The sequence below is a fragment of the Pseudomonadales bacterium genome (assembly GCA_024234435.1).
In the GTDB taxonomy this organism is placed as follows: domain Bacteria; phylum Pseudomonadota; class Gammaproteobacteria; order Pseudomonadales; family Porticoccaceae; genus JACKOF01.
In genome coordinates this window covers 951,263-978,217 of record JACKOF010000001.1, presented here as the reverse complement: position 1 = coordinate 978,217, position 26,955 = coordinate 951,263, and the positions used below count along the sequence as shown (strand labels likewise).

Here is a 26,955-nt window from a genome sequence, read left to right as displayed (position 1 = left end):
AGCAGCGGCCAAAACAATATTCAACAAGTCCCCGGCAATTATCAGCCGTAATAAGTTTCGTCGGCTCTCGCCATGGCACGCATTTTTTCGGTGGGAGAATACAGGGCGCCCAGAACAGCATACTGGTCCGCCAGCCGACAAACTTCACCTAGCCCGATTTCATCCATCCAGCGGAATACGCCCCCTCTGAATGGCGGGAAACCAAGACCATAGACAAGAGCCATATCCGCTTCTGCCGGGGAGCTGACAATCCCCTCCTCCAGGCACCTGGCCAGTTCGGTACAAAGCGGAATCATAAATCGAGCCACTATCTCTTTATCATCAGCCGACCTCCGATTCGCTACATGAGGCTTCAGCAATTGATGAACCGATGGATCAACCTGTTTTTTCGGCTTGCCGCGGCTATCCGCTTGATATGAATAAAATCCTTTGCCATTTTTCTGCCCGTAACGACTGTTCTCAAACATCAGCTCTGTCGCCGATTTGCGCTCAGCACCGACGTTCATCCTCTCGGGAAAGCCTTGAGCCATAATCTTCATGCAGTGCACAGCTGTATCAATACCAACGACATCCATCAAATAGGCAGGCCCCATCGGCCAACCCCACTTTTCCATCACGTTATCAATCTGCTGTAAATCGATACCGTCAGCAACCATTTGATCAAAGCCGAAAACTGTTGGAAACAGCACGCGATTCACCAAAAAGCCGGGGCAATTGTTAACCACAATGGGCTTCTTTCCCATTGCCAGTGCGTGGCCCACAACCGCGGCTATACTCTCATCCGATGTCTTGCTGCCCCGAATCACCTCCACCAGAGGCATGGCATGAACCGGATTAAAGAAGTGCATACCGCAGAAATTCTCCGGCCGCCGCAAGTTCTCGGCCAGTAAATCAATAGAAATAGTCGACGTGTTGGAGACCAAAATAGCATCGGGGCTGATCAAACTTTCAACCTCAGAAAGAACGGCCCCTTTAATCTTCGGATTCTCGACCACTGCTTCGATAATAATATTGTTATGCTCAATACCGGTATAACTCAGTGAAGGGGTAATTTTTGTCAGGATTCCACCCGCTTCCTGAGCCGTCATTCTGCCTTTGTCCACACGCCTGGATAACAGTTTGTTAGCTTCTGCCATACCCAGGTCAAGTGAATCGCTACTGATATCTTTCATTAGCACAGGGAAACCTTTCAGAGCGTTCTGGTAGGCGATTCCTCCCCCCATAATACCGGCACCCAGCACGCCGACCCTGCTTACTGTCATTGAGGCTTTCTTGGCGTATTTTTTTGCGACCGAACTCACCCACTGGTCGTTCAGGAATATGCCAGAGAGCGCTCGAAACTCAGGGGTTCGGATCACTTTGCAGAAACCCTGAAACTCGGTTTCCAAAGCTTCATCAAACGTCTGGCCGGCAGCTTCAATCATGCAATCTACTGCCACTAATGGGGCCGGGTAATGGCGACCGGCCTGCGCGGCAACTACCGCCCGACAGGATGTGGCGGCCAGTGTCATTTCCTTTTCACCCAGCTGCAGTGGCGCCAATTTTTGACTGCGGCGGGACTGATAGTCAAAATCACCCTTTATTGCCGCCACCAGTACTGCTAAGGCTTCCTCTCTCAAGTGTTCCGGATCGACAACCGCATCAACAGCCCCCACTTTTAATGCAGCATCTGCGCGCTGATGAGCACCGCTGGCAATCCATTCCACAGCGTTATCGAACCCTATCACTCTTGGCAGGCGAACAGTACCCGCCCAGCCCGGAATGATACCCAGCTTGACTTCAGGTAATCCGACCTGCGCAGCATTCGACATAACCCGGAAGTCACAGGCCAGACAGATTTCGAAACCACCACCCAGTGCAAAACCATTAATGGCGGCAACCGACGGGAAGGGCAAGGATGCCAGTCGGTTAAAGCTGTCGTTAGCTGCCGTCAGAAACACTCGAATCTGGTCGTTATCGACATCGGATTTAAACTTGAATTCAGTAATGTCCGCTCCCGCCACAAACACGCTTTTACTGCTACTCAACAACAGCCCCTTAACGGCACTTTTTTCCAGTATTGAAACTACCTGGGCCAATTCATTCAACGTGCTTGCATTAAAGACATTAACTGAGCCAGGGGCATTAAAGTTGAGTTCAGCGAACCCGCTGTCCAGTAACGCTAAGGAAAGATTTTCACCCTGAAACATGCATACTCCCGTTTAATATGTAGTGGTACCAAATGATAATAACGCCAGTCTGTATATCGCCGTCCTAAAAAGCACGCCGATGTCTTCTCGTAACGCGACTAAAACACAATCGATCCGTATTTTTTCAACATTGGCTCTTTAACAATAATAGCGGAATAAACCACTTTTTTATCAACAACCCATTGCTGTTATGCTGCTTTTCTCATCAACACGACATCCGGAGCCATCAAATACAGCTCTGCTCCCAGTTCATCAGCCAGCCAGCAAAAGGTTGCATTCGAATAAAAGGCAATATGGGTCGGATCATTCTTGTAATGCCAGTGTGCAAAAGCTGCTCTGTTCTGAACCCGCTTCGTCATAATCCCCAACCATCCGCCTGGTTTAAGGATACCCCATAACCGAGTAAAGATATCTGCAGGCCTGGCCAGATGTTCGACGACCTCCGTTGCCGTAATAAAATCATAGCAGCGCGTCAATACCGTTTTATCCTGTGCGTAGAAAATATCAAAAAGAGCCATCCTGTGACCTGCTTCCTCAAACATAATAGAAAGCGTAGGGCCTGGCCCTGAACCAAAATCCAGTCCAAGACTGTTTTTCGGCAACAGCTCCAACATTGGCAGATAAAGGCGTGACAAAAACGCTCGGTACGCATTGTCATCAGGACTGTTCTCATGAAGATCGTATTGGGCTTTTTCCTCCTCAGCCGTCAGATGAAACGCTTCAGGCACAAATACCAGCTTGCAATTCCGGCATTGTTGGTACTCACGAGTGTCATCCTGACAAAACCTTTGGCTTTCACAAAAACAAAGAGGACATGAATGCATGGCAGAAAACACTTCCGAATCAATAATTACTGTAGTTTAAGCCCTTGCGACAGTGATTATCTATCCCGGACTTGCCAGGACCGATTCAGCAACAAATATAATTTGACAAATTTTATAAAAAATATATAAATACCTGTACAAATAAATATTAATTGTATAGGTATTTATGATCAGAATTGGCATCAGCGCTTGCGTACTGGGCAACCCAGTCCGGTTTGACGGTGGTCATAAACGTTCCGACTTCGTCAGCAATGAGTTGTCACGGCATTTCAACTTTCTGCCAATATGCCCGGAACAGGCAATTGGGATGGGGATTCCAAGACCCACTATTCGTCTCGTTGGCGACCCCGACTCCCCTTCCGTGGTTGGCAGCAAGGATTCCTCTATCAATGTGACAGAGCAACTCTCGCTATACAGCAAGACAACCGTCAGCAATCTGCCCGATATTGCCGGTTACCTGCTTTGCGCAAAGTCTCCTACCTGTGGAATGGAACGAGTACCGGTTTATGGTGAAAACGGTTTGAGCAAGGGCAAGCTTGGCGTGGGTGTGTTTGCAAGAATTCTGATGACAGCGCACCCCAATCTGCCAATCGAAGAGGACGGTCGACTGAATGATCCTCTCTTGCGAGAGAACTTTGTTATGCGCGTGATTGCCTATCACCAGTGGCTAACATTGAGCGCAGCACAAATCACGGCACAAACACTGCAACAATTCCACCGCCAGCATAAATTTTTATTGCTGGCCCACGAGCCCAAAACTTATCGAGATCTGGGCCCCGTTGTCGCCGCTGTTACCGCCGACAATATTAACGAGACCTCAGAACATTATATCCGCCAGTTTATGGCGGGCTTGAAAAAGCCTGCCAGCAGAAAAAATCATACCAATGTGTTAATGCATATTCAGGGCTTCTTCAAAAAACACCTGGTATCCAAAGAAAGACAGGAACTGGCTGACCTTATTGAGCAATATCGCAAGGGTTATGCGCCACTCATGGCACCACTAACCCTGATCAATCATTTTCTGCAACGCTACCCTGACAGCTACCTGCAGGAACAGAGCTACCTATCACCCTACCCGCATGATCTCAAACTCCGTTATGGCCTCTGAGCATCACCAAAATACAGGTAAAAAGAATTTGCTGAAGATTGGCGACCTGGCCCAATTAACAGGCGTGCTGCCGGTAACGCTCAGAGCATGGGAGAGGCGTTACGGACTATTGCGGCCTCACAGGACAGTAAAAGGGCATCGTTTATACCATCAAAGTGACGTAAAGCGCGTTCGACAAATCTGCAAATGGATTGAGTCTGGTATTTCCCTTTCCAATATCAGACGACTGATTGACGGCGGCCAACCGAATCAACCGCCAGCCGAATATCAGTCGCAATTAATCGCTTTGGCACAAGGGCTAAGATATGTGTCACTGCGACAGCAAATGAACAGCCTTTTTAAGGAACGGCCACTAATCGGACTACTTGATGAACTTTGGCCTCTGGTAATGGAATGGCCCGATTCCGCCATGAAGCGCGCCAGCCACGCCCTTTTCATCCAGGAGCTGGCTCGCCAGCTAACCCGATATCACTGGTCCAGACACATACCAAAGAAGCAGCTGATTCTTGTCGGCAGTTTGCCTTTACTGTTCCGACAGGCACTCATCGCAATACTGGCACAACATTATCTGGTCATGGATCTCGGTGAAAACATTACCGCCAGTGAAATCCATCTCGCCAGCCAGGTACTGGATGGAATACCGGTGTTATGTGGCGAACTGGAATCACGTCGCAAAGAATGGCACCACATTGGTCCGTTTATGCGCTTTTCAGAGATTGAGGAGTACCTTCGCTCTGAGGCTGCCGCAATATGAATCAGCTAATCTGGTTTCGCAACGACCTGCGCCCTTACGATAACACTGCATTATGCAGGGCATTTGACGCTGCCAGCCACAAAGGCTCGGTTGTAAAAGCCCTGTTTATTGCCACTCCCGGGCAGTGGCAACGACATCATATGGCGCCCATCAAACAGAACCTGATTCAACGGGCAGTCTCTGAACTGTCATCCAGCCTCCGCGCCATTGGTGTCCAGCTGGATGTATTGACAGTTAACTATTACGAACAAATCCCCGAACACCTTGTCAGTTATTGCAGGCAACAGGCTATCAGCGGTATTCATGCCAACCGTGAATATCTGATCAATGAGATTGACAGAGATCAGGCCGTATCCACTACCGGTATTCCCTGCCATTTTTACAACGATGCTTTACTGGTTCCGCCTGAAAACATCTGCAATCAGTCCGGCCAGCCCTATAAAGTTTTTACAGCCTTCTCCAAAGCCTGGCTTTCTCGAATAATCCATGACCTGCCGACAATTCAGTTATTGCCGGAACAAACTGCTATCGCCGGAAACAACCCAATCCCCAGTTTTGCACCAGAGATTTCCGAACAACTTCAATACCAGCTGGCACTCTGGCCCAGCAGCGCAGACCGGGCACTGCAAGCACTCACCCGATTTACCGACAGCGACAGCCAATCATCCGTGTATGACTATCACAAGAGCCGCGATTATCCCAACCTGGATGCCACATCGCGGCTTTCATCGGCTATATCGATAGGGTTAATCTCGGTTCGGCAGTGCCTGCAGCAACTACTCAGCAAACATGGCGACGCCTGCTGGGACAAAAGTACCGGACCTGGCTGCTGGTTAAATGAACTGATATGGCGGGAGTTTTACCAGCATATTGCCTACCACTTTCCAAGAGTGGTCCGAGGTCAGGCTTTCAAGGAAGAAACTGATAACATTCCCTGGCTATATGATGATGACAGGCTCAAGGCCTGGAAGCACGGATTGACAGGCTATCCAATCATTGATGCCGGCATGCGTCAACTCTCACAGACCGGCTGGATGCATAACCGGTTAAGAATGCTGACAGCATCATTTCTGGTAAAAGACCTGCATCTGGACTGGCGTTTGGGCGAGCAGCATTTCATGGAAAACCTGATAGATGGCGACTTCGCAGCCAATAACGGTGGCTGGCAGTGGGCGGCCTCAACAGGCACTGATGCGGCCCCCTACTTCCGGGTGTTCAACCCCACCACGCAAAGTCGGCGATTTGATCCACAGGGGCGCTTTATTCGCAGCTTTGTACCTGAACTGAGCCAATGCGACTCAAACGAAATTTATGAGCCTGTACGGAGAGACAACTATCCACCACCGGTTGTGAATCACAATCAGGCAAGAGCCGAATTTATTTCAGTATTTCAAAATATCCAGGAACAGAAGAACAAACAAGAATAAGAGTTGTTATCAAGGAAAAGCAGGTAACCAGAACAATGGGGCTGACGGGGATTGAATCTTTTTCTGTAAACCAGAAAATAAAGGGTTTAATTGCCATAAAAAATAAAAGATACCCCCAGAAGTACCCCCATATTTTAATCTACCCCTATTTTTCCATGTTAATCAAGCCATCATCCAAAGCAACATTTGGCCAACATGCATAGACTTCAGACCAACTTGCACAGCTCTCAAGGTAAATCATACAAATTGAGTCATCCAGCTCTTTAGGCTCCCATTCCCTGTTCTTATAAGCAACAGCATCGCGGTATAGCAATGGAAAGGCAGCTTCAATATCCGCCTCAGTTGATGGCTCTGCGTACTTCCACGCCCAAGCATCATCCCACTGAAGTTCTTCCCACTTTTTTCAGCAACATAATCAGCAGCCTTTAAGCGAATTTCGGCCAATAACGTATCGCTTAACAAATCAGTGCTTGAACTCATTCTTCCATCACTCGCATTTCATGGATTGGTTTTTCATTTCACGAGCTACGGCCATTGCAATCTCTTTAGTGTTTAACGCTGCACCCACTTCACTACGGGGTTTATCTAATTGCTTAATCAACTCTGCCTGCCTTGTTGGCTGTACATCACCATATTCAAGGAAGGTGGTCAAAACCTTCGTGTGCCCAAGGTTCTGACTCCACGCTTTAAATTGCTCTGGACTTTGGCAGTTTTTCTCACCCAAGCTTACCAAGGTATCCCGGAAACTATGTGGGTTAAAGTAAGGCAAATCCGCAGCTTCAAAAGCACTTTTAAAAATCGTCCTTATCGGTGAAGCATTACTCCAATGCTCTTTTTTAATGTCGGTAGCTTGAAAGGTCATATTGTCACTCTGCCCTACTAACGTCTTTGGGAATAATGGATCGTCGTTACCCCACAAGCGATCATTACGAAGATAGCTTACCCAATCATGAATAATCTTAATAACCTCATCACCAACGGGAAAGAAGGTGGTTGTAAATGTTTTACTAAACTTAGTTTTCACTTCTCTGGCATCTTGGAAAACACTACCTGCTATCAAGTCGATATGTTTTAACTTAAAAGATGCAATAGCACTATCCCTTGCACCAGTTGCTAAAGTGAAAGCCACAATTGCGCGATTACGTTTTTCTAGTGCAGAACCATTCGGCATAGAGTCGAGCACATGTTTAACTTGCTCAATAGTTGGGGCTACCTTCAAACGCTTAGCAGTGGCAACTCGAACATCCTTCTCCGACAAATTAAAGTATTCAGCATCATGCCAGTTTATATGTGACTTATACCCGGCCTGCATTGATAGCCACTGGAATAATGCCTTTAAATGTCTGACTGTTGTATTCATGGTTGCCTTGCTCAGCTTCTTTCCTGATTGCTGTCCATTCTGTTGAGATAAGTATTTTTTAAACCCCACTGCCTGCTGGTGGTGAAATGCTTTAAAATTCTTAAAATGCGTGTAGATTTCAAAACGGTTTAAAGCCTTAGCAATAGCATCAATGGATTCCTCATCCTGCCCCTTTGCTTCCTTCATAAAAATAAAGTATTTACGTTTAATTCTTTCGTTATCGGGATTGTGTTTAATCATCATTTAACCTCATTGCTTTAAGTCACAGTTTAGGAAGGGTTTATCTAGCTCGTTTATGTGTTTTAGAGCCTTCGGTAAACCAACATCAAGTTTTCCGATAATCCCTTCTAACTTGGCCAAACTGAAAAACTTATAAATAGGGCTTTCACAGCAGGGACATAAGCCAACTATGCTTCCCTTTGATGAAGTGCGCGGCTGATAATCAACCATTCCACCATACGGCTCTTTCGGCTCTCGACAACGGACACAGTAAATTTCCCAAAGCTTGCATTTTTGCTTACCCTGATTGTTTTTTGTCTTCAAAAATTCACGCAAGTCACAACCTAAAATCAACAAGGGCTTCCTATCGTTACAGGCCTTCAAACCGTTTTTTAGCCAAGCACGAACTGTGTTTTTATGCACCCCATATAAGATAGCCACTTCCTCAACGGTATAGTTCCGATGAATTTTAGCTAAGTTAGGGTTTAATCGGCGTTTGGCCATAAAGCTATACCCCTATTCCGAGATGGGCTGCTGAACAAGGGTTTTAAAACTGCTTGACTGCTTCCAGTCTTTTCGCCCTAACTCTAGGCTTTTAACCAGCACACGAATTTCATCTTCACAAAGGCCTGCAATTCTGGCGGCATTGATTGTGTCAACTTCATTTTCGGGCCAGCCAACAGCGCGTCGGCCAATTGAAACAGGCTTAGTAAATAAGCCCTGCTGAATATCTAAATAATGAGATGAACGCGAACTACCACGTTTATTTAAGACTTGATGTAATCGAAGAATATTGCTGGACATATACGGTCTCCTTAAAGACTTCTGGGATATATGCCCACCTTTATATATGGCAGAAAACGCTAAACAATGTTAAATAGTTTTCTGCCAACCAATTTAATGAAATTGGTTTTTTGTTCCCCCTTTATTTGCCTTACCGGCCTTTGAACGCTTTGCTTTTAAATCCTTATCTTTAGCTACCCAAATGGCCAATTCCGCCTTGAGCTGGTCGTTCTCCTGTTGTAAAACCGCCACCTCCTGTTCAAGCCTATGCGCTTTTGACATAGCCCAAATATGTTCTCTCTTCAATTCGTCGAGGTCTAAAGGTGTGGCCACCGCGTAACTACTTAAAGTAGCGCTCTGTAAAATGCCATTCACTGCCATTGTGATTGGTGTTAGTGGTAAGTTTTTTACTTGAGAAAGCCCTTGTCGCCACTTTTTCTTAGTAACGGCCCAAGTAAAGAACTCCATCGCATCAACATACTCTTCACCCTGCTTATTGAAACGAACGAACTGTTTGCCTTCACTTCTTACCGCTGTTCGGACACGTTTTTTGGCTATGGCGCGGTCAATATTTGGGTAAGCACAGACAGCTATGAAGGCGATTGCTTCTTTAAGTAAAATTCTCTCGCTTTTAAATAGATATTCCATATTAGTAGCAATATAAGCTTCATAGCTAAGTTATTAGTTCGGTTAACAAAGCAAAGGAACCTGCCATTTTCAAAGAGGTAGATGATCGCCTTGCAGCTTCCGCTACCTTATCTACAGATATTTCACCAGACCTTACAGCCCCACCTATACTGATTGCCATGGTTACAAAGGCCGCTGTTAGACCAGCCCCAAGGCTCTCCTCAGCAACCGATGCAACTCTGGACTCAGCAGTTAAATCGTCAACTGTGGAGCGCAGATCTTCGTTAATTTCTTGATTCGTAATGCCTGTCCCCGTAACAGAATCATTTTTTACAGCAACATCATCGGGAGCGTAAACGTCTGCATCATATTTTTTTTGATGGGTATAAATATCTCTGGAGTTAGTCTTTAGCTGAACATCTTTTACTTCTCCTGTACGTAAATTAGTCAGCCGAACATCAACAGCTTCATGACTCACACTTCCCATGATCTCCGCGCCCCAATCATCACCATCAGAATTTTCAAGCTCAACATAGTAAAGTTCGTGATAAATACCCTTCACATTTGCCAACACTCCTGGCAGGCTCTCATCACTATATGACCTTAAATAATCAGCAATTTCATCAGGTGAAGCTCCCGCTAGCTTTGGTGTTGACCGCCTAAAAGCATCCAATACCAAAAGCTGGTCGCTTGAGAATTCTGAATACCCACTCATTAATTGCATAACCACCACACTAAATGTGCTAACTGGCACACTCATTTCAGTGGCTAATCGGCCTTGAGCTTTATTACGCAACTTTTTCAACTTTTTGAGGCCTATCCTTATTCGCCTCTTAGCGAGAGCAGGCCACGACGAATACCGTATATCATAGAGCGATTCAAGCTTATCAATAATGGGAGTTAAAGCATGTAACCATAAAGCATGATAAGCATAGGACTCTCGATCATTTTCCGGGAACTTGCGCAAGCCTATTAAAATGCTATCAATGCTCAGCTGAATAACGCTTTCCTCTTCAGTCAAGTCAGAGTCTTCACGAGGTTTACCCGACAAATATTTCTGCCATGCCCACTTAGCTCCAAAAAAAGAACCCACACCCACAGCTATACCAGCACCAGAAACAATCGCACCACCAGTAGCGACAGTGCCTCCTATCCATGCCAGTGCTGAGCTCGTAAATGCGGCCCCTGATAACGTTCCTATTGCGGTGCCTGTTGAAGCCGAACCAAATAGTCCTGCCAAGCCCATCATTACACTGGAGGTAGCTGTACCAGCACCGACCTTTGCAGCTAACTGTGTAGTCCGCCTTGCAGCTGTCCCGCTCTCTTTTCTAGTTATGGCATCTTGCAGCTCTTCAAGCGTTTCTATTAATTGATCATGGTGCTGATTAAGGTTTAGCGGTGTTAATTTACACCAAGCTCTTTTAATGTGTTTTTTTACCCATTCACCCAGAGAAAGCTTACGACACTCCTTATCCATATTAGAACTCCTTGTCGTGTTCAAGCTAGATCAGCAACATAAATTTGTTTTAATGGCAACAACGCTCTGTACTTAGGTGATAGTTTGTCGTAGTTCTCTAATATCAAATCGACTAGCTCATCACCATCAATTAACCGCAATTTTGCTTTATTGCGTTCTAGCAACCTCGCAGGCCGTGAATATGACCCTAAATTCACAAATAAACCATACTCGCCATCACCTAAAGCCCCCAATAGTTGATTCACTTCAGGCTCGCCATTCGAGGTTATTGATTTTTTACACTGTACTTTGATAATCGGTGGCTCAAAACCTAATTCATCTTTATGGGCAATGACATCAACACCCCCATCACCAGATTTTGTAGACACGCGCGCCTTATAACCCATGCACTCTAAAATATGGGCTACAAAATATTCGAATTCGTAACCATCTAATTTGGCATGTAGCTGTTTAATAATAAAGTCTTCAGTAGTTTGTTGTGCTTGGTGAGAAATGCTTTCCGTTACACTGTCATCATCAATAACGTCTGCTTCATCTTCCACGCTCTCACTACTCACAGTAGAAAGGTTAACCTTACTTAAAAATTCGTTGGGGTGGCTTTTGACTGAAAACAGCGTCAATGCTGAACCAATTTCATTCAATGCCGACTGACTAAATTCATTTCTTGAAAAATGACCCAGCCATTCAATGGCTCTATGGTTAGAGTAAGCATGCTCATCGCCTTTAACATAGCTATATTTACCCTTTACACGACCAATATTAACGACCCTGTCTTTCGATGGGTAAACAACAATATCGCCTTGTTTTATTTCACTAACAAAACGATATAGCACCCCCGCATTCTGTGGAATTGCTCCCTTTTTTATATCAGGGTAAGTATTATTCAATGCTTCTTTAAGTTTTTCGCGGGAACCGGCATATTGATTTAAATCGCCCAATTTAGCCCAACCAATAGCCACATAATTATTATCGATGGGTGAGGAACCGACCTTTTCACCCATATGTATTCCCCAAACGCTCATGGCTTTTTTCTGGCTCATTTTTTCAACTCGCTAATTGCCCTTGAAACTATCGCGACCGAATTAGGATCATATATAAATTCACTAATCGTCCCGTCCTTTATTCTCTCCACAACCTCATCAACGATAAACAGCGGCACTAAAAACCATTCTCTAGGAATAACAGGGTTGCCAAAACGATCATTAATTTGGATATCGAGCTTCGCGGAATCAAAAAATCGATGAAGGATGTTTTCGAGTTTGGTACGGCTTATATTATACAACTCATAGGTTGCTACGATTTCAACATCAGCCATTAGATAGGTAGGGTCTAGTTTGGCGTTTGCTATGCGTGTTTTAACGCTGCCACCGGTTACGCCTATCTTGTGAATTAAATTGCGATTTTCAGCGATTGTGGGATGTTCTGATTTGCTGCGTAGAACATAAATTGTTCCACTGGCTGTATCTTCATCTTCCGCATTACCATCAAATAGTGGGCCAGCAGACAATGAAACGATTCTTCTGCTAGCGTCATCTACGTAAAGCGCTTTTTGCATGGACCGAAGAAGCAGGTCGCTCTCTGTTTTGTTATCAAAGATAACTCGAAGCCTATAGTCATTTTTATCAAAACCGTGAGTGCGCTCTTTGCTAATTTCAGCGATATAGGCTTTTTGCCCATTGACGATAAACCAATCACGCTCGTTAATTTCGGCCATGATTGTTTGGCCTTTTGATTCTTGAGTATCTTGGCTTCGAGTAAACCACGAGTGAGATGATCTTGCACTTGATCGAATAATGGTTTGAATTTATCAAAGTCGGCGCAAGGTGTTCGGGTAGCGATTTCTTCGGCAGCCCTTACCTCTGCGCGGGGTTTAACATGCTTCAGGAAGGTGACATCATTTTCTTTCGGAGCTTCTACTCCCAACTCTGCCAGAAGCTCCGCATCGCTGTTATATTCCTTTGGCGGTTCAGCAATGCAATGCTCGGCTGTAAGTAAGCCTTGATAATCTAAATCGGCTACCAAATTTCTACATTCTTCCTGTGATCGAATACGATCTAGGCGAGTAGCATACAGGCGCTCAAAGATGTCTTTATCTTCGCCGTGTTGAGGTTGGTGGCCATGCTCTTCAATGAAACGTTGAATTTCCTCAAAGCCTGCAATAATGCGCTCTTCTTTTGGCGAGTGAGCAACTTTCTTGGCGGGAGTTATGTCAACTCCCAACTCTTCAAGCAGCGCCTTATTGGATTTTTTTCTTTCAAATCAGTCATTCTTTTTCTCTTCCACCCTCTTCAGCGACTTTGCGCGCAAGGAAGGCAATGCCTTCTGCCATACGCTTTTCCCACGGATCAGCGGCAGTGAGTTCGGGCAATCGACCACGCTCATTTTTGAACTTAATCGCCCGCATCGCCAGCTCTCGCGCTTCCTCTTCAGAGAGAGTCACTTTTTTGCAGATATAACGGCGGCCACCTGTTTTAGACTGTCTTCAGTCATTGATTTAGCAAGAATGGCATAGGCTTCGCTGAAAGGGTTGATATGATCGATCAAATCAATATCCAGATCAGTCACATCCATTGCAAATTTTCGTACACCATCGACAAACGCGGTGCTGCCACCGCGCTCGGTGCTATTGCCTTGGTTCACAATCTCTTTCGCTTTTTGGGTAAGGTTTAACGCGGCAATGGCATGTTGACGAATGGCTTCTTGGTCTTCGTCTTCCAGCTCAGGATATTTTTCTTTTACAATCTTGCCCATGCGTACCTGTGTTAACTCTTCAGGGATCATTTCCTCATCAAAGAGGCCGCGTTCCAGCGCGGTTTTATCCTGCACAAAAGCGGTAATGACTTCATTCAAATCTTCCTGACAAATACGTTGTGCATCTTTGCTCTTGGGTTCGGCAAGCCCTTTAATCTCAATCTGGAATTGTCCTGTGGATTCATTGAAGCCCACGTTATTGCCATTAGGGTCGTAACCTTTCTCGCCATAATCAAAACCTTCCACTGGGGCGTTTTGGCTATTTTTCGGGGTGAAGTTAAATTTAGGGGCAAGTACCTGCTCCATCAGCAAACTAGCGGCTATGGCTTTTAAGGTGTCGTTAACGGCATCGGTAACGGCTTCTTCAGAGGCATCCGGCTCGGCGATCAGGTTGGTAAAGCGCGCATGGGTTTTACCTTCCGCATCGCGGGTGGCGCGGCCAATGATCTGAATAATTTCCGTCAGGCTGGAGCGATAGCCTACAGTTAAAGCATGTTCGCACCATATCCAGTCAAAGCCTTCCTTCGCCATACCAAGTGCGATAATGATGTCTACATAATCGCGATTATTTTTGGCTTCAGGCACTTTGAGTGCGGCAGATACTTTATCGCGCTTAGTAGCGTCATCATCGACTAAATCGGCAATTTTAATGATTTTGCCGTTTGCAGCCTCTACCAAGTGGAAGCCTGTCGTTGGGTCTGTGCCACGCCATTCGCCCAACTCTTCGATAATATGCTCAACTTCCTTGATTTTATCTTTGGTGCTTTCGCGGGAATTGACATTGGGGATATGAATGATGGTTTTTTCGTTTGAATCTAATACATTCAAAATGTCATCGGCGTAAGAGCCAGAATAAAAGTAATAACCAATATCCAGCGTTTTTAAATAGTCATAGCCATTGAGTTGTTCGTAGTAGGTATAAGTGACGGTATCAAAATTCGCTTCATCCTGCGGCGATAGCACCGCTTCTGCATCGCCTCGAAAATATGAACCCGTCATAGCAACAAGATGCACTTTGTCGCGGGCAATTAACTGCCCAAGATGTGCGCCCAATTTGTTATCGGGGTTGGCACTGACATGGTGAAACTCGTCAACGGCAATCAAGCAATTGTCAAAGGTGGGTATGCCAAATTTATCGACGGCGAATCTAAATGTGGCGTGCGTACATACTAATATTTGATCGTCGCTCTCCATAAAGGCTTTTACGGAATTGACCTTGCCGCCATCTTCACCGGGCGCGTTACATAAATTCCATTTGGGGGCGACCTCCCAATCCCAATAAAAACCGTATTGGCTTAAGGGTTCATTGTTGAAGCTAGCCCCAATGGATTTTTCAGGCACGATGATAATGGCTTTTTTAACGTTTTGATTGTGGAGTTTATCTAACGTGATAAACATCAAAGCGCGGCTTTTACCGGAGGCAGGCGGTGATTTAATCAGAAGATATTGTTCGCCACGTTTCTCAAAGGCTCGCTCCTGCATGACGCGCATACCCAGCTCATTGGATTTTTTCGAGCTGCCATTACAGGCATACTTTACTGAAACAGAGGGGATGGATTTATGTTCCGTCATTTTCAGGATACCTTCTTCTTAGTGTTACTTGTCATTTTCGTATAGAGATCGAAGAGCTTTTCTAGGCGCTCCGTATCATTTTTGAAGCGGCGACCAATATAAATACGCTCCAGCACTTCATCATTGCGCTCGTGAGCATGGCGCAAATCTTCTGGCATTTGTTCGGGCTTATAGAGATCAGCAATGGTGGCTGGAAAATGTGCTTCTCGTGCTAGAAGAATATCCTCAGCACTCCGAGTTAGGTCTTCTTTGTTTTTTTCGGTGAGCTTAGGCACAGGAAATGTATTCCATCCTAACGTGTTGGAGTAAGAAAAATCTGTTCTCATTCGAACGCAAACAGTGCCGACCCATACCCAGTGTAAGCGTGAAGCTATTAATGCCATATTCCAAAGTGGGGCATCGTAAAGCGCAAAATTACGGTCGCCAATTACCGCATGATTACTCATAACACCTACAGGCAAATACGGCCTGTTTTCAGAGCTGACCCTTGGTGTAACGATTACAGATTTTTTGGCTATTCGGGGGGTTTTAAATTGATGGGGACGTTGTGCTAAGCTTCTAGCATACGCATCTTTGCTTTTTAGCCGCGACTCTCTTACTAAGTCAATTTGCCTTATTAGAGAGTCGTGTTTTTTGGCTTCTTCAAGCTCTTTATTAGTTATCCAAATACAAAACCGTGTTTCTCCATTAATAAACTCTTTAGAGCCGTAAAACTGTTTAATAAATTTCCTTTTCCCATGTTCTTCTATATTCATTTCGTATAGTTGACTTGATGACAGAGTCAAATGTCCTCCATCATCTGCCTTATTTCCGAAATCCATTGCAGATACTTCAGTTAACGGTTTCATTGCTTTCTCTACAATAATATTTGACCCTGAAACCAAATAGGCATTTATACTATCTACAACTTTTTCTGTTGTTTCTCCGTCATCAGATATAGAAAATATCCTTCTGTTTTTCTTTGGGTTATTGGAAATTCCAACTATTACAACTGTTACGCCAGCATTGTGACTTGCTAAATTTGCCCATTTTAATGAGGTATGAGCGAACGATATTTCATTTCCAGTTGAGAAAATTAACGGCCAAAGGAAAGATACTTGTTGTCCTTGGCAAAGTGAATTTGTTGTTACAAAGGCGGAAGAAGTATTTGTATGTCTTCCAAACTCTGCCGCTTTCATTAGCCAGCCAGCAACATAGTCCAAAGATTTCCAAGTTTTTGTTTTACTCTTAAAAATCTTCTCTAAATCAGCCTTTTGTTCTTTGGATTGCCATGTGCTTCCTAAATAAGGAGGGTTTCCGCAAATGTAGGTTTCACCACCTTCATTTTCAAAATCTACTTCGGCTTGATTTGTTGGTGTGCTAAAAAGATCATCTCCAATCAACTTCACCGTTTTGCCTGTAGATGGACAAACTGAAAGCCAGTCAATTTCCAACGCGTTGCCCGTAGTAATCCAGTTTTCAGTGTCTAATGGAAGAAACTCTGCAAGAGCAAGTTTTTGTCCTCTATACAATAAGTCACACTGATACTCGGCAATGATTAATGCGAGCCGCGCAATTTCAGCCGGAAAATCCCTTAACTCTATTCCGCGAAAACTCCTAAGTGAAATATCACTTGGCCTGCCTTTTTCTCCACGGTGTTCGTTGATTGCAGCCTCTATTTCACGCATTTGCTTATAAGCAATAACCAGAAAATTTCCTGAGCCGCAGGCAGGATCAAACACGCGAATATTGGACATGCGTTTGCGCAGGTTTAGCAGCTTGCGAGGATTATTTTCGACTTGCTCTAATTGCTCGCGTAGCTCATCCAAGAATAATGGGTTTAATACCTTGAGAATATTCGGCACGCTGGTGTAGTGCATCCCCAATGCGCCGCGTTCTTCATCATCGGCTACGGCCTGAATCATTGAACCGAAAATATCGGGGTTGATTTGTTTCCAGTCCAAATTACCTACATGCAGTAAATAGGAACGGGCAATCTTGGTGAAGTGCGGTACTTCGGTGCTACCGGAAAATAAGCCTCCGTTTACATAGGGGAAGCTATCTGCCCATGAACGGATTTTCTCTATTTTGCGGTCTGAGGGTTTGGTGTTCATCGAACGAAAGATTTCGCTAATCACTTCATGGGTGTTGGAGGAATCTCTCGCACTCATTTGCTCAATGGTGGCAGTAAACAGGTTCTCGCCATTAAAAATATCAGTGTCTTCCGCAAAGAAACAGAAAATCAAACGCGCCATAAAGTGGTTCATATCGTGGCGGCGTTCTGACGTACCCCATTCGGCGTTGTTTTTAAGTAGCTCTACATACAGGCGGTTTAAGCGGCTGGTTGCCCGTATATCAAAGGTGTTGTCACGAATTTGTTTAACGGTGGTGATGCCTGCCAATGGCAGGAAAAAGCCAAAGTGATTGGGGAAGTCTTTATAGTCGCAGGCGACGGTTTCGTTTGTGTTGAGGTCTTCTGCTTCAAGGGTAATGCCATCGGTTGCCAGCGTAAATTTTGCTTTAGCCTTTGCGGTTGCTGGGCTGGCTTTGAGTGTATTTAGCGTGGCAGTGACTTCACCTTCGGCGCATACAGCGATATGGATGTTGTTAGTTTGCAGGACGCCACCAATATCAGACTTATTGGATGAGCCGCTTTGCAGGCGCTTGATGGTGGTTGCCTTGTTGCCAAACGCTTCAAGAAAGGCATAGGGGAAGCTGGCCGCGTCAAATGCTTGCTCGGCTAAATTACTAATGGCTTCTTCTATTTCTACTGCGTTCAACGGTAATCCTATATGCAATATTCTTTTGGGCGTAAGAATACACTACATTAAGTTATAACTAGTTAACTAAGGTGGTTTTTGTGGGACGTCTTTGTAACACTCACATTGGCTGTCATGAAAATGTATATCTTAGTTTCTAGGTGACTATTGACTTTAGTAGTCCTGACAGGAAAGTAATATATAAAATCGATAATAAACAACAGCTTAACATACAGAATCAGGCCTCCCCGGCTCCACTGTTATATTATTATCGATAGTCGACAACAAACCTGCCAACGCCTTCGGATGATCCATGACATAGCTTTTAGGGAGCGACAATAACGTCAGCTGTACCGGGAGAGCCTAACCGCCACTCTAATAGCTAGCGTTTTTATTGCTTTACTTCCTGTCAGCAAGTTTTTTCAGGTGGCATTAACACCCATGGCATAGGCTTCGCCGCCTCTACAACAAAAGACTAAGCCAATCCTTTTCTAAAGCTAGCTGTAATCACATTACCTGCCAATGCTTGTTGTTTAAGGCTATCAAGATAATCTGCCCAGCGCTGCATCATTTCAATGCGTTCTGGAAGGTGCTTGGTGCGATTGTAGGCACGGCCTAATGGATCTTTAACCGTATGCGCTAGTTGTTGCTCAATCCATTCTAGACGTATGTGTAGCTGCTCATCGAGCATGGTTCGGGCTGAGGCTCTAAAGCCATGGGTGCAATGTTGGTTTTTTGTATCAAAACCCATTATTCGTAATGCTTTATTTAAAGCCTCTGTGCCGATGGGTCGAGAATGGTCACGCTGGTTAGGGAATACTCGGCTACCATGGCCTGTTAAGCATTGAATATCTTTCAATAGGGCTACGGCTTGGGTACATAGTGGCACAGCATGATCCCCTTCAATTTGGTTGCGTTCCTTTTTCTTTTGTTGAGGAATCGTCCATATTGCGGCATCTAAGTCTAACTCTGACCACTCCATGCCACACAGCTCTCCTGGGCGCTGAAAAAGCATGGGGGCAAGGGCTAAGGCCGTTCTAACAATATGAGTGCCCTTGTAGTCGTCTATGGCCACTAGCAACTCACCAAATTCAGCAGGCTTGGTAATAGCTGGCATGTGGCTTTTATTCAGTGGCGGTATGGAGCCTTCCATATCATTGGCAGGGTTAAACTTAATGCGCCCTGTTTGCTTGGCATACTTACAAATTTGATTAATGGCTTGCCTAGCTTTATGGGCTGTTGTTAACGCGCCTCTATCCACAATGCGATTTAAACAGCCTACTAGCTCAAAGGTTTCCAATTCTTTAATGGGTCGTCTGCCAAGGTAAGGCAAAATATCGTTATCCAGCAAGTCACGCTGACGATTGGCTGTTGTGGCGGCAAGCGATTGTGATTTTTTGATATGCCATTCGTTGGCAATTACAGCAAAGCTGTTTTCTTGGTTATCGTAAAACTGCGCTTTAAGTTGTTGCTTGGCTAATGAAGGGTCAACACCTTTTGATAATTGCTCTTTGGCCTCATCACGTTTCTTTCTGGCGTTTTTTAGCGACACATCTGCTCCAGCATCACCATAGACGCCTAAAGCTAGTAACTTCTCTTTACCGGCATGGCGATATTTAAGCCGCCAATATTTTCTACCATTAGGCTTTACAAGAAGGTGCAGGCCACCGCTATCGCCTATTTTATAGGGTTTATCGCGTATCTCAGCGTTTTTTATTTTGGCATCTGTAAGCATGGAATAGCACCCCTTTTTGGCCATATTAGCCTAATTTGGGGGTACCTAATACTGCAATAGCTAGAAGTACCCCCAAAAGTACCACCATTTTTTGTGGATATGGGGGTATCTCTTAGAACCTTTCTGGACACCAAGGAAATAAAAAAGCTCTTAAAAATAAGAGCTTATGGATGCTTTTGGATGATACTGGATATTAAAGTGGGGTGGCTGACGGGGATCGAACCCGCGACCACCGGAATCACAATCCGGGGCTCTACCAACTGAGCTACAGCCACCACTGCCGGTCATTCGGGCATGACCATACTTGCTTACATGCATACTACGATTAAAGAATAGCCCGTGATTGGCGCGCCCGGCAGGATTCGAACCTGCGACCCACGGCTTAGAAGGCCGTTGCTCTATCCAGCTGAGCTACGGGCGCACAGCACTCGCCGTCAAAACCACCGAAACACTGCCTTTTGAGGCCTTTACTAGATGATAAAGGTCACGGCACTACTCGCTCGAATGAAGTGGTCGGGGATGAGGGATTTGAACCCCCGACATCCTGCTCCCAAAGCAGGCGCGCTACCAGACTGCGCTAATCCCCGACTTGTTACATCGACCTCATTTCGAGTGGTGGGCATGATACTGGCGAGGATACGGATCGTCAATCGAAAATCCGGTAACCGGTTATTTAATTACCCCGAAAAAGCATTGCGGTAGATGATGAATACAACAATTAATCTTTTTCAACCGTTGGCTTTGTTGTACAGTCAAAGAGCCGCCCGGCAAAGTATTCAGTCCCCGGAGTTCGCCATGTATAAAATTGCTATTAACGGGTTTGGCAGGATTGGCAGATGTATACTTCGAGCCTACTGCGAACGCAAGTTAAACGACACATTGCAGATCGTTGCCATCAATGACACCGCTGATGCCTCGATACTTGCCCATCTTACCCGAAACGACTCAACCCATGGCCACTTCAACGGAACGGTTGAACTACAGGATGGTTACCTGGTTATCAACGGGCAAGCCATACAACTATTGAACACCCTCCAACCGGCGTCTCTGCCCTGGTCGGAACTGTCAGTTGACATGCTGCTCGAGTGTTCAGGGGCTTCACGCACAAGAAACGATATTAGCCCGCATCTGGAAGCCGGTGCCGACCGTGTTCTGGTGAGCCACCCGGTACCTGACGCGGATATCACCGTGGTATACGGCGTTAACCACCATCAGCTGGCAGAGCAACACCGGATTATTTCCAATGCATCATGCACAACCAACTGTATAGCACCCCTGCTGCAGGTGCTGAACGACAACATTGGTATTGCCACTGGCGCATTTACCACAGTCCACTCCTACACAAATGATCAGCATCTACTGGACCAGCCGCACGGAGACCCCTACCGCAGCCGGGCAGCCGCACTGTCAATGATACCCACAAAAACCGGTGCTGCAGCTGCGCTGGAACAGGTACTGCCAGAGCTGGCAGGCAGGGTCACCGGTATAGCTGTGCGTGTGCCAACACCCAATGTTTCGCTGACAGACTTTCACTTTGTGCCTGAACAAAAGACGTCAAAAGAAGCCATAAACCATTACCTCAAGCTGGCTTCAGAGCAACACCTGAAAGGTATTCTGAACTATTCTGAAGAGCCTTTGGTTTCCGCTGACTACAATCATGACCCCGCTTCGTGTACCGTTGATGGTGTGCAAACCAGTTACCAGAACATCAACACCGGCATACCGGATAAACAGCACTGCGGGCAGGCCCGGGTGATGGCCTGGTACGATAATGAATGGGGGTTTGCCAATCGCATGCTTGATATAGCGATGCACCTCGCCCAAACAACCCGTTAAATAAACACCCGATTTTGCTTATTTGAAAGAGGACAGTTCAATGCTACAAGACCGGCTGGTAGCCCACCGGGGTTTTCAAAAATGCTACCCGGAAAATACGCTTCTGGCGCATCGGAAGGCAATTGAAGCTGGCGCTCACTTTATAGAAACAGACATTCTGTTCAGCGCAGACTGCCAACCCGTGCTGTATCATGACCTAACCTTACAGCGTGTCAGTGGCGCAGAGGGCTTTCTCCATAGCCTGACACTGTCCGAGTTAATCGCTCTGCCAGCCTATGAACCCAAAAGGTTGGGGCAGCAATTCATCGATAATTCCATCACGCCCCTGAAGACGCTGGTGGCGCTATTGGCGGACCATCCCCACGTCAGCGCATTCATCGAACTAAAACAGGCAGGCGTTGCAATGCTGGGTATGGAAAAGGCTTATGAAGTGGTAATGTCCTGCCTTGAGCCCGTTATCGACCAATGTGTCCTGATCAGTTTTGATGACGCATTTGTACAATACGCCAGCCATCAGCAATACCCTCGCCTTGGCCTGGTACTCAAGGAATGGTCACAGCTCGACAGTGGTTATATTAGCGAGATAAAACCACCATTCATTTTTATCGACACAGATAAAATACCGCAAGGTGCCTCACTGGATGATATTGAAAGCACAACTGTCATTTACGAAATTGAAGACCCTGTACATGCCATTCAATGGTTTGAGCGCGGCGCTGACATGATAGAGACTTTCGATATCGGCGGCATGATCGACAATCTGGCTCATCGGGCCTTATAGCATTCATTACGAGGGATAAAACCGTCTCTCAGCTTCTGAACAAGCCGTCGTCGTCGATCCTCTCTGCAATTGCCGTACGCCAGTGGCGATAACGCTCTTCCAGCCCCCGATCTGAGCGGGGCTCAAATTTTTGCCCTCGCTGCTGATGCCAGCCTTCAGGTTGACCCGCCAGCAGATAGGCAGCGCCTCGGGAAGTCAGCTCGACCTCTTTTGGCCTGAATACCGGGAGCCCTGATAATGAAGACAGTTTCTGGCAAAAATAACTTGAGCTGCCAACCCCGCCACCGAGTACAATATGTGTGAGCTCAGTGTCACCCGAATGCAATAGATCCAGATTGATTTTCAGTAAAAACACAATACTCTCAAGCACCGCAACCATTCGCGAGGCCGCTGATACACCGCCAATAAACTCGGAGCGAAACTGGGAACGCCAAAACGGTGCGCCGAGACCGCCCACCCCGTTCAAAAACAACGGTGGCGACATCTCACTCTGACACCAGTTGTCCAGCTCACCCAGACCATTCAGTTGCAGCTGTTTGGCCGCCCAATCCAGAGCGCTGCCTGCCCCATTGACAGTACCTTCCGCCACAAAACTGCGGGTATTACCGTCATCAAGCACCAGGGTTTTCAGTAAATTCGAGGGAGGAAACTTGTCTTCAGGCCAGGGGGTTGCGATAAAAGCGCCTGTTCCGGCATTGATATAGACCGTACCTTCTTGCATACCACCCCGTCCATAGAATGCAGCGCACTGATCGCCATTCAGCAATTGAATCGGTACTTTAATCTCACCAATATCCAGCTCGCCGTAATCGGACAACGACGGTTTCAGCGGCGGTAAAACCTGGGCAGGAATGCCAAAATGCTCCAGCAGTTTACTGTCCCAGTCTCCAAGGCGAATATTCCACAACAACGTGCGAGAAGCGTTGGCCGGATCTACCGCAAGCTGCTGGCCACCATTGAGATGATAAAGCAGAAAACAGGCCATTGGCCCACACACCAATCTCTCTTCCAACAGTGCTTGTTGAACCTCGGGCACATTATCAAGGCACCAGCGGATTTTACTGGCGCCATAATGTGGACTGGGACGCAAACCAGTAGTAATGGTCAGCTCTTCGGCTTCCAGAGCAGCAAGCTCTTGAGAGTCCTCGGCCCGCACATCCTGCCAACTCAACACCGGTGTAAGCGCCTCGCCACTGGTTTTATCCCAGCAAACCAGACTTGATCGTTGTGTAACCAGTGCAGCAGAAACAATCTTGCTGACATCGTTACCCAACTGGCGGGCAATACCGTCACAAACTGTCCGCAGAGAAGTCACCATTTCCGCAGGGTCTTGTTCGACAAAGCCATCAGCAGGGCATTGAGTGGCCACATCACAACGGGCATCTGCTACCGCCTCACCGGCAGCGTTAAAAACCAGCGCACGGGTATTGTGGCCACCCTGATCAACAATTAAATAATAATTAGACATCCTCACAGGCTAGCACATTCGATGAAATTTGCGATAGCCCTTTTGTCAAGACTCCGACTACCCTACCGACTCAGCCCTATTCCGGCTATTCCCTGCGCCAGCTGGTGCCCTCGCGGGAGTCTTCAAGAATAACCCCTTGTGCAGCCAAATCATCACGAATTTGATCTGCGCGGGAAAAATCCCTGCCTTTTTTGGCGGCAATCCGCTCAACAATCAGTGCTTCAATTCGCTCCGCACTAAGACCCGACTCTCCCCGTGCCTGTAAAAATGCTTCCGGGTTGTCACCGAGAATACCGAAGATACCAGCCATACCCTTCAGCTGGGCAGCTAGCAAGCTGGCTGCCGTTATATCGATTTTCGCCACGGTATTCAGCTCACGCACAAGGTTGTACATGACAGCCAGCGCTTCCGGTGTGTTGAAATCATCATTCATGGCCGCTACGAAACGCTGGTAATAATCGGACTTGAGCAGGCTATCCAGACCGGCTGCAGGCACATCCACAAAAGGCCGCAATGCGGAATAGAAGCGATCCAGCCCCCCTCGAGCCTCTACCAGACTGCTCTCCGAATAATTGATCGGGCTGCGATAATGACTCGAAAGCAGGAAGTAACGCACCACTTCCGGATGGTACTTCTTAAGCACCTCGCGAATAGTGAAAAAGTTACCCAGCGATTTGGACATTTTTTCGTTATCCACACGCACCGCACCTGCGTGCATCCAGGTATTAACATATTTCTTACCGGTAGCGGCCTCGCTTTGGGCAATTTCGTTCTCATGGTGAGGAAACGGTAAATCCGGCCCGCCACCGTGAATATCAAAGGTGTCACCCAGACAGCAGGTGGACATGGCTGAACATTCAATATGCCAACCTGGCCGCCCTTTACCCCAGGGAGACTGCCAGCTGACTTCATCATCTCCGACACCTTTCCAGAGAGCAAAATCACGCGGGTCTTCCTTGTGTTCATCAATTTCAACCCGCGCACCGGCTAGCAGGTCGTCAGGGTTGCGGTTACTGAGCCTGCCGTATTCGGCAAATCGGCTAACGCGGTAGTAAACATCACCATTTTCAGCAGGGTAAGCGTAATGGTTATCGACCAGAATCCGGATCATGTCGAGAATAGCGTCCATGTGCGCTGTCGCCCGCGGCTCCTGGTCCGGTGGCAAAATACCCAACTCGGCCTCATCTTCATGCATCGCGGCAATCATGCGCTCAGTCAGCTCCGTGTAAGGCTCTGCATTTTCACGCGCCCGGTTGAGAATCTTGTCGTCAATGTCGGTAATATTGCGAATGTAGTTGACATCCCAGCCCTGTGAACGCAGAAATCGGGTTATCACATCAAACGCCACCAGCACGCGGGCATGCCCGATGTGACAATAATCATATACCGTAATCCCGCACACATAGATGCCAATCCTGCCCGGTTTGATGGGTGAAAACGGTTCTTTGCTACGTGTTAGCGTGTTGTAGATTTGCAGTGTCGTCATCATTCGTGGCTGCTTTCTGTTTGTTTAAAATCAGTTAATTTGCAGTCAGTGGCTGTTAACCGTCATTCTGCTTTCCAACTGTCTCTCAGGCCAATCGTACGATTGAATATCGGCTTTCCCGAAGCATCCCTATTATCGAGACAAAAGTAGCCTTCCCGCTCGAACTGAAATGTTTCGCCCACCGTCGCCGACAGCAATGCTGGCTCGGCAATACAGCCGGTGAGCACCTGGAGTGATTGCGGGTTAATCGCATCAAGAAAGTTTTTATCCCCTGCATCCGGAGCAGGGTCAGTGAACAATCGGTCATACAGTCGCACGTCGCATGCCACCCCAGATACGGCTGATACCCAGTGCACAACACCTTTGGGCTTGATGTCATCCGCCGGATCCTTACCCAGGGTGTCCGCTATCAGGCTGGCGTTGATCTGCACGATTTCCCCCTGCTCGTTTTTCAAATAATCGTCGGCTTCAATCACGTAACCATTGCGCAATCTGATGCGCTTGCCGGGGCTGAGTTTTTTGCGAAACTGTTTGCTGTATTCTTCTTTGAAATCATCGGCATCAATAAAAATTTCCCGACTGAACACCAGCTCGCGACTCCCCATATCACGATCCGGATGCAGCGGTGCCGCAATTGTTTCGTGTGTATTTTCCGGTACATTACCAATAATCACCTTGACCGGATTGAGCACAACCATGGCACGCGGCGCATGCTGGTTCAGCTCGTCACGAATAAAGTGCTCAAGTTGGGCCATATCCACCACACCGTCAGTCTTGGCTACCGCCAGGCTATCGCAGAAGTGGCGGATCGCCGCAGCGGGAACACCTCTGCGCCGCAAACCGGATATGGTCGGCAGGCGCGGATCGTTCCAGCCTTCAACGTAGCCCTCGTCTACCAGCTGCTTGAGTTTGCGCTTGCTGGTAACCCAGTAATTGATATTCAAACGGCCAAACTCATACTGTCGTGGCCGGTGCGGCACAGGCAGGTTTTCAATAAACCAGTCATAAAGGGGCCGGTGATCCGCAAATTCCAGTGTGCAAATGGAGTGTGTTACACCCTCAATCGCGTCTTCCTGACCATGTGCGAAATCATAGGAAGGGTAAATATTCCACTGATTTCCGGTTCGATGATGGGATTTCTTGCGCACCCGATACAAAACGGGATCACGCATATTGATGTTTGCCGAGGACATATCGACTTTTGCCCGCAAGGTCATCAGGCCTTCATCAACTTCACCACAGCGCATCTTTTCAAGCAGGCCGAGGCTCTCTTCCACAGGCCTATCACGCCAGGGGCTGTTTCGGCCCGGCTCTTTCAGGGTGCCGCGGTATTCACGCATCTGCTCTGCACTTAATTCGCAAACATAAGCCTTCCCTTCGCGAATCAAATACTGCGCCCAGTCATACAATTGAGCAAAATAATCAGAGGCATAGCGAACTTCCCCCGCCCATTGAAAGCCGAGCCATTTTACGTCGTCAATGATCGCCCGAACATACTCATCCTCTTCTTTTTCAGGATTGGTATCATCAAATCGCAAGTTGCATTCACCACCGTACTGCTCTGCCAGGCCAAAATTCAGGCAGATAGATTTGGCATGCCCGATATGCAGATAACCATTGGGTTCCGGAGGAAAGCGCGTGACAACCTTGCTGACATTTCCGTCAGACAAATCCTGCTTGATAACCTGCTGAATAAAATTCAGAGGTGTTGTTTCATCGGTCATAGAATTCTTCTGCCGTTGCTGGCGCTTATGGCGCTTATTTTGTTGCGAAGTAAAAGGATGGGGATTATAGCCTTCAGCTGCAGCGGTATAAATAGC

18 protein-coding genes, 3 tRNA genes and 2 pseudogenes are annotated in these 26,955 nt (G+C 46.7%); 5 read left to right on the top strand and 18 right to left on the bottom strand.

What is annotated here, in order from left to right; translation table 11 throughout:
- Positions 1-41: 41 nt before the first annotated feature.
- Positions 42-2,189, bottom strand: coding sequence for a fatty acid oxidation complex subunit alpha FadB (gene fadB / locus H7A02_04495; GenBank protein MCP5171509.1), 2,148 nt, complete (start codon positions 2,187-2,189; stop codon positions 42-44).
- Positions 2,190-2,377: 188 nt separating this feature from the next.
- The gene (locus tag H7A02_04490; protein MCP5171508.1) at positions 2,378-3,013 is read right to left on the bottom strand and encodes a class I SAM-dependent methyltransferase; all 636 of its coding nucleotides are present in this window, start codon (positions 3,011-3,013) and stop codon (positions 2,378-2,380) included.
- Between the two features lie 166 nt (positions 3,014-3,179).
- Between H7A02_04490 and H7A02_04485 the strand changes: the two genes are divergently transcribed.
- Genes H7A02_04485 through phrB form a run of 3 tightly spaced genes read left to right on the top strand, consistent with a single transcriptional unit; the run spans position 3,180 to position 6,302 of the window.
- Complete coding sequence (locus H7A02_04485; GenBank protein ID MCP5171507.1) at positions 3,180-4,121, top strand: DUF1722 domain-containing protein; 942 nt, start codon at positions 3,180-3,182, stop codon at positions 4,119-4,121.
- Positions 4,111-4,875: a MerR family transcriptional regulator gene (locus H7A02_04480; protein ID MCP5171506.1), complete on the top strand. Its 765-nt coding sequence runs from the start codon at positions 4,111-4,113 to the stop codon at positions 4,873-4,875. Before H7A02_04485 ends, H7A02_04480 begins: the two co-directional genes overlap by 11 nt.
- Positions 4,872-6,302 carry a deoxyribodipyrimidine photo-lyase gene (gene phrB / locus H7A02_04475; GenBank protein ID MCP5171505.1) on the top strand — a complete coding sequence of 477 codons (1,431 nt, stop codon included), beginning with the start codon at positions 4,872-4,874 and terminating at the stop codon, positions 6,300-6,302. The genes H7A02_04480 and phrB overlap by 4 nt, the downstream gene beginning before the upstream one ends.
- 487 nt (positions 6,303-6,789) lie before the next feature.
- On the opposite strand, the gene H7A02_04470 is transcribed toward phrB, so the two are convergent.
- The 13 genes and pseudogenes from H7A02_04470 to H7A02_04410 all read right to left on the bottom strand — a co-directional run bounded on the left by H7A02_04470 (position 6,790) and on the right by H7A02_04410 (position 20,151).
- Positions 6,790-7,902: a site-specific integrase gene (locus H7A02_04470; GenBank protein MCP5171504.1), complete on the bottom strand. Its 1,113-nt coding sequence runs from the start codon at positions 7,900-7,902 to the stop codon at positions 6,790-6,792.
- A 9-nt stretch (positions 7,903-7,911) separates the two neighbouring features.
- Complete coding sequence (locus H7A02_04465; GenBank protein MCP5171503.1) at positions 7,912-8,385, bottom strand: helix-turn-helix domain-containing protein; 474 nt, start codon at positions 8,383-8,385, stop codon at positions 7,912-7,914.
- 12 nt (positions 8,386-8,397) lie between these two features.
- A complete protein-coding gene (locus tag H7A02_04460) occupies positions 8,398-8,685 on the bottom strand; it encodes an AlpA family phage regulatory protein (protein MCP5171502.1) in 288 nt (95 codons plus the stop codon).
- A gap of 93 nt (positions 8,686-8,778) precedes the next feature.
- A complete protein-coding gene (locus H7A02_04455) occupies positions 8,779-9,312 on the bottom strand; it encodes a hypothetical protein (GenBank protein MCP5171501.1) in 534 nt (177 codons plus the stop codon).
- A gap of 25 nt (positions 9,313-9,337) precedes the next feature.
- Entirely contained in the window at positions 9,338-10,768 is a 1,431-nt protein-coding gene (locus H7A02_04450) for a hypothetical protein (protein MCP5171500.1), read from the bottom strand.
- Positions 10,769-10,788: 20 nt separating this feature from the next.
- A complete protein-coding gene (locus tag H7A02_04445; protein ID MCP5171499.1) occupies positions 10,789-11,790 on the bottom strand; it encodes a restriction endonuclease in 1,002 nt (333 codons plus the stop codon).
- A gap of 14 nt (positions 11,791-11,804) precedes the next feature.
- Positions 11,805-13,000 (bottom strand): annotated as a pseudogene (locus H7A02_04440) (GIY-YIG nuclease family protein).
- Positions 13,001-13,031: 31 nt separating this feature from the next.
- Positions 13,032-15,091, bottom strand: a pseudogene (locus tag H7A02_04435) (DEAD/DEAH box helicase).
- A 2-nt stretch (positions 15,092-15,093) separates the two neighbouring features.
- Positions 15,094-17,850: a class I SAM-dependent DNA methyltransferase gene (locus tag H7A02_04430; protein MCP5171498.1), complete on the bottom strand. Its 2,757-nt coding sequence runs from the start codon at positions 17,848-17,850 to the stop codon at positions 15,094-15,096.
- Between the two features lie 454 nt (positions 17,851-18,304).
- Positions 18,305-19,564: an integrase arm-type DNA-binding domain-containing protein gene (locus H7A02_04425; GenBank protein MCP5171497.1), complete on the bottom strand. Its 1,260-nt coding sequence runs from the start codon at positions 19,562-19,564 to the stop codon at positions 18,305-18,307.
- Between the two features lie 199 nt (positions 19,565-19,763).
- Positions 19,764-19,839, bottom strand: a tRNA-His gene (locus tag H7A02_04420).
- A gap of 69 nt (positions 19,840-19,908) precedes the next feature.
- Positions 19,909-19,985 (bottom strand) — tRNA-Arg (locus H7A02_04415).
- Positions 19,986-20,074: 89 nt separating this feature from the next.
- A tRNA-Pro gene (locus H7A02_04410) sits at positions 20,075-20,151 on the bottom strand.
- Between the two features lie 208 nt (positions 20,152-20,359).
- On the opposite strand from H7A02_04410, the gene gap reads away from it, so the two are divergent.
- The gene (gene gap / locus H7A02_04405; GenBank protein MCP5171496.1) at positions 20,360-21,400 is read left to right on the top strand and encodes a type I glyceraldehyde-3-phosphate dehydrogenase; all 1,041 of its coding nucleotides are present in this window, start codon (positions 20,360-20,362) and stop codon (positions 21,398-21,400) included.
- 40 nt (positions 21,401-21,440) lie between these two features.
- Entirely contained in the window at positions 21,441-22,181 is a 741-nt protein-coding gene (locus H7A02_04400) for a hypothetical protein (GenBank protein MCP5171495.1), read from the top strand.
- Positions 22,182-22,209: 28 nt separating this feature from the next.
- Here H7A02_04400 and H7A02_04395 read toward each other — a convergent pair whose 3' ends face one another.
- From H7A02_04395 to H7A02_04385, 3 genes are all read right to left on the bottom strand, one after another.
- Positions 22,210-23,649 carry a hypothetical protein gene (locus H7A02_04395; protein ID MCP5171494.1) on the bottom strand — a complete coding sequence of 480 codons (1,440 nt, stop codon included), beginning with the start codon at positions 23,647-23,649 and terminating at the stop codon, positions 22,210-22,212.
- 85 nt (positions 23,650-23,734) lie between these two features.
- Positions 23,735-25,135, bottom strand: a complete 1,401-nt coding sequence (locus H7A02_04390; protein ID MCP5171493.1) for a cysteine--tRNA ligase — start codon at positions 25,133-25,135, stop codon at positions 23,735-23,737.
- A gap of 62 nt (positions 25,136-25,197) precedes the next feature.
- Entirely contained in the window at positions 25,198-26,859 is a 1,662-nt protein-coding gene (locus H7A02_04385; GenBank protein MCP5171492.1) for a glutamine--tRNA ligase/YqeY domain fusion protein, read from the bottom strand.
- Between the last annotated feature and the right edge of the window lie 96 nt (positions 26,860-26,955).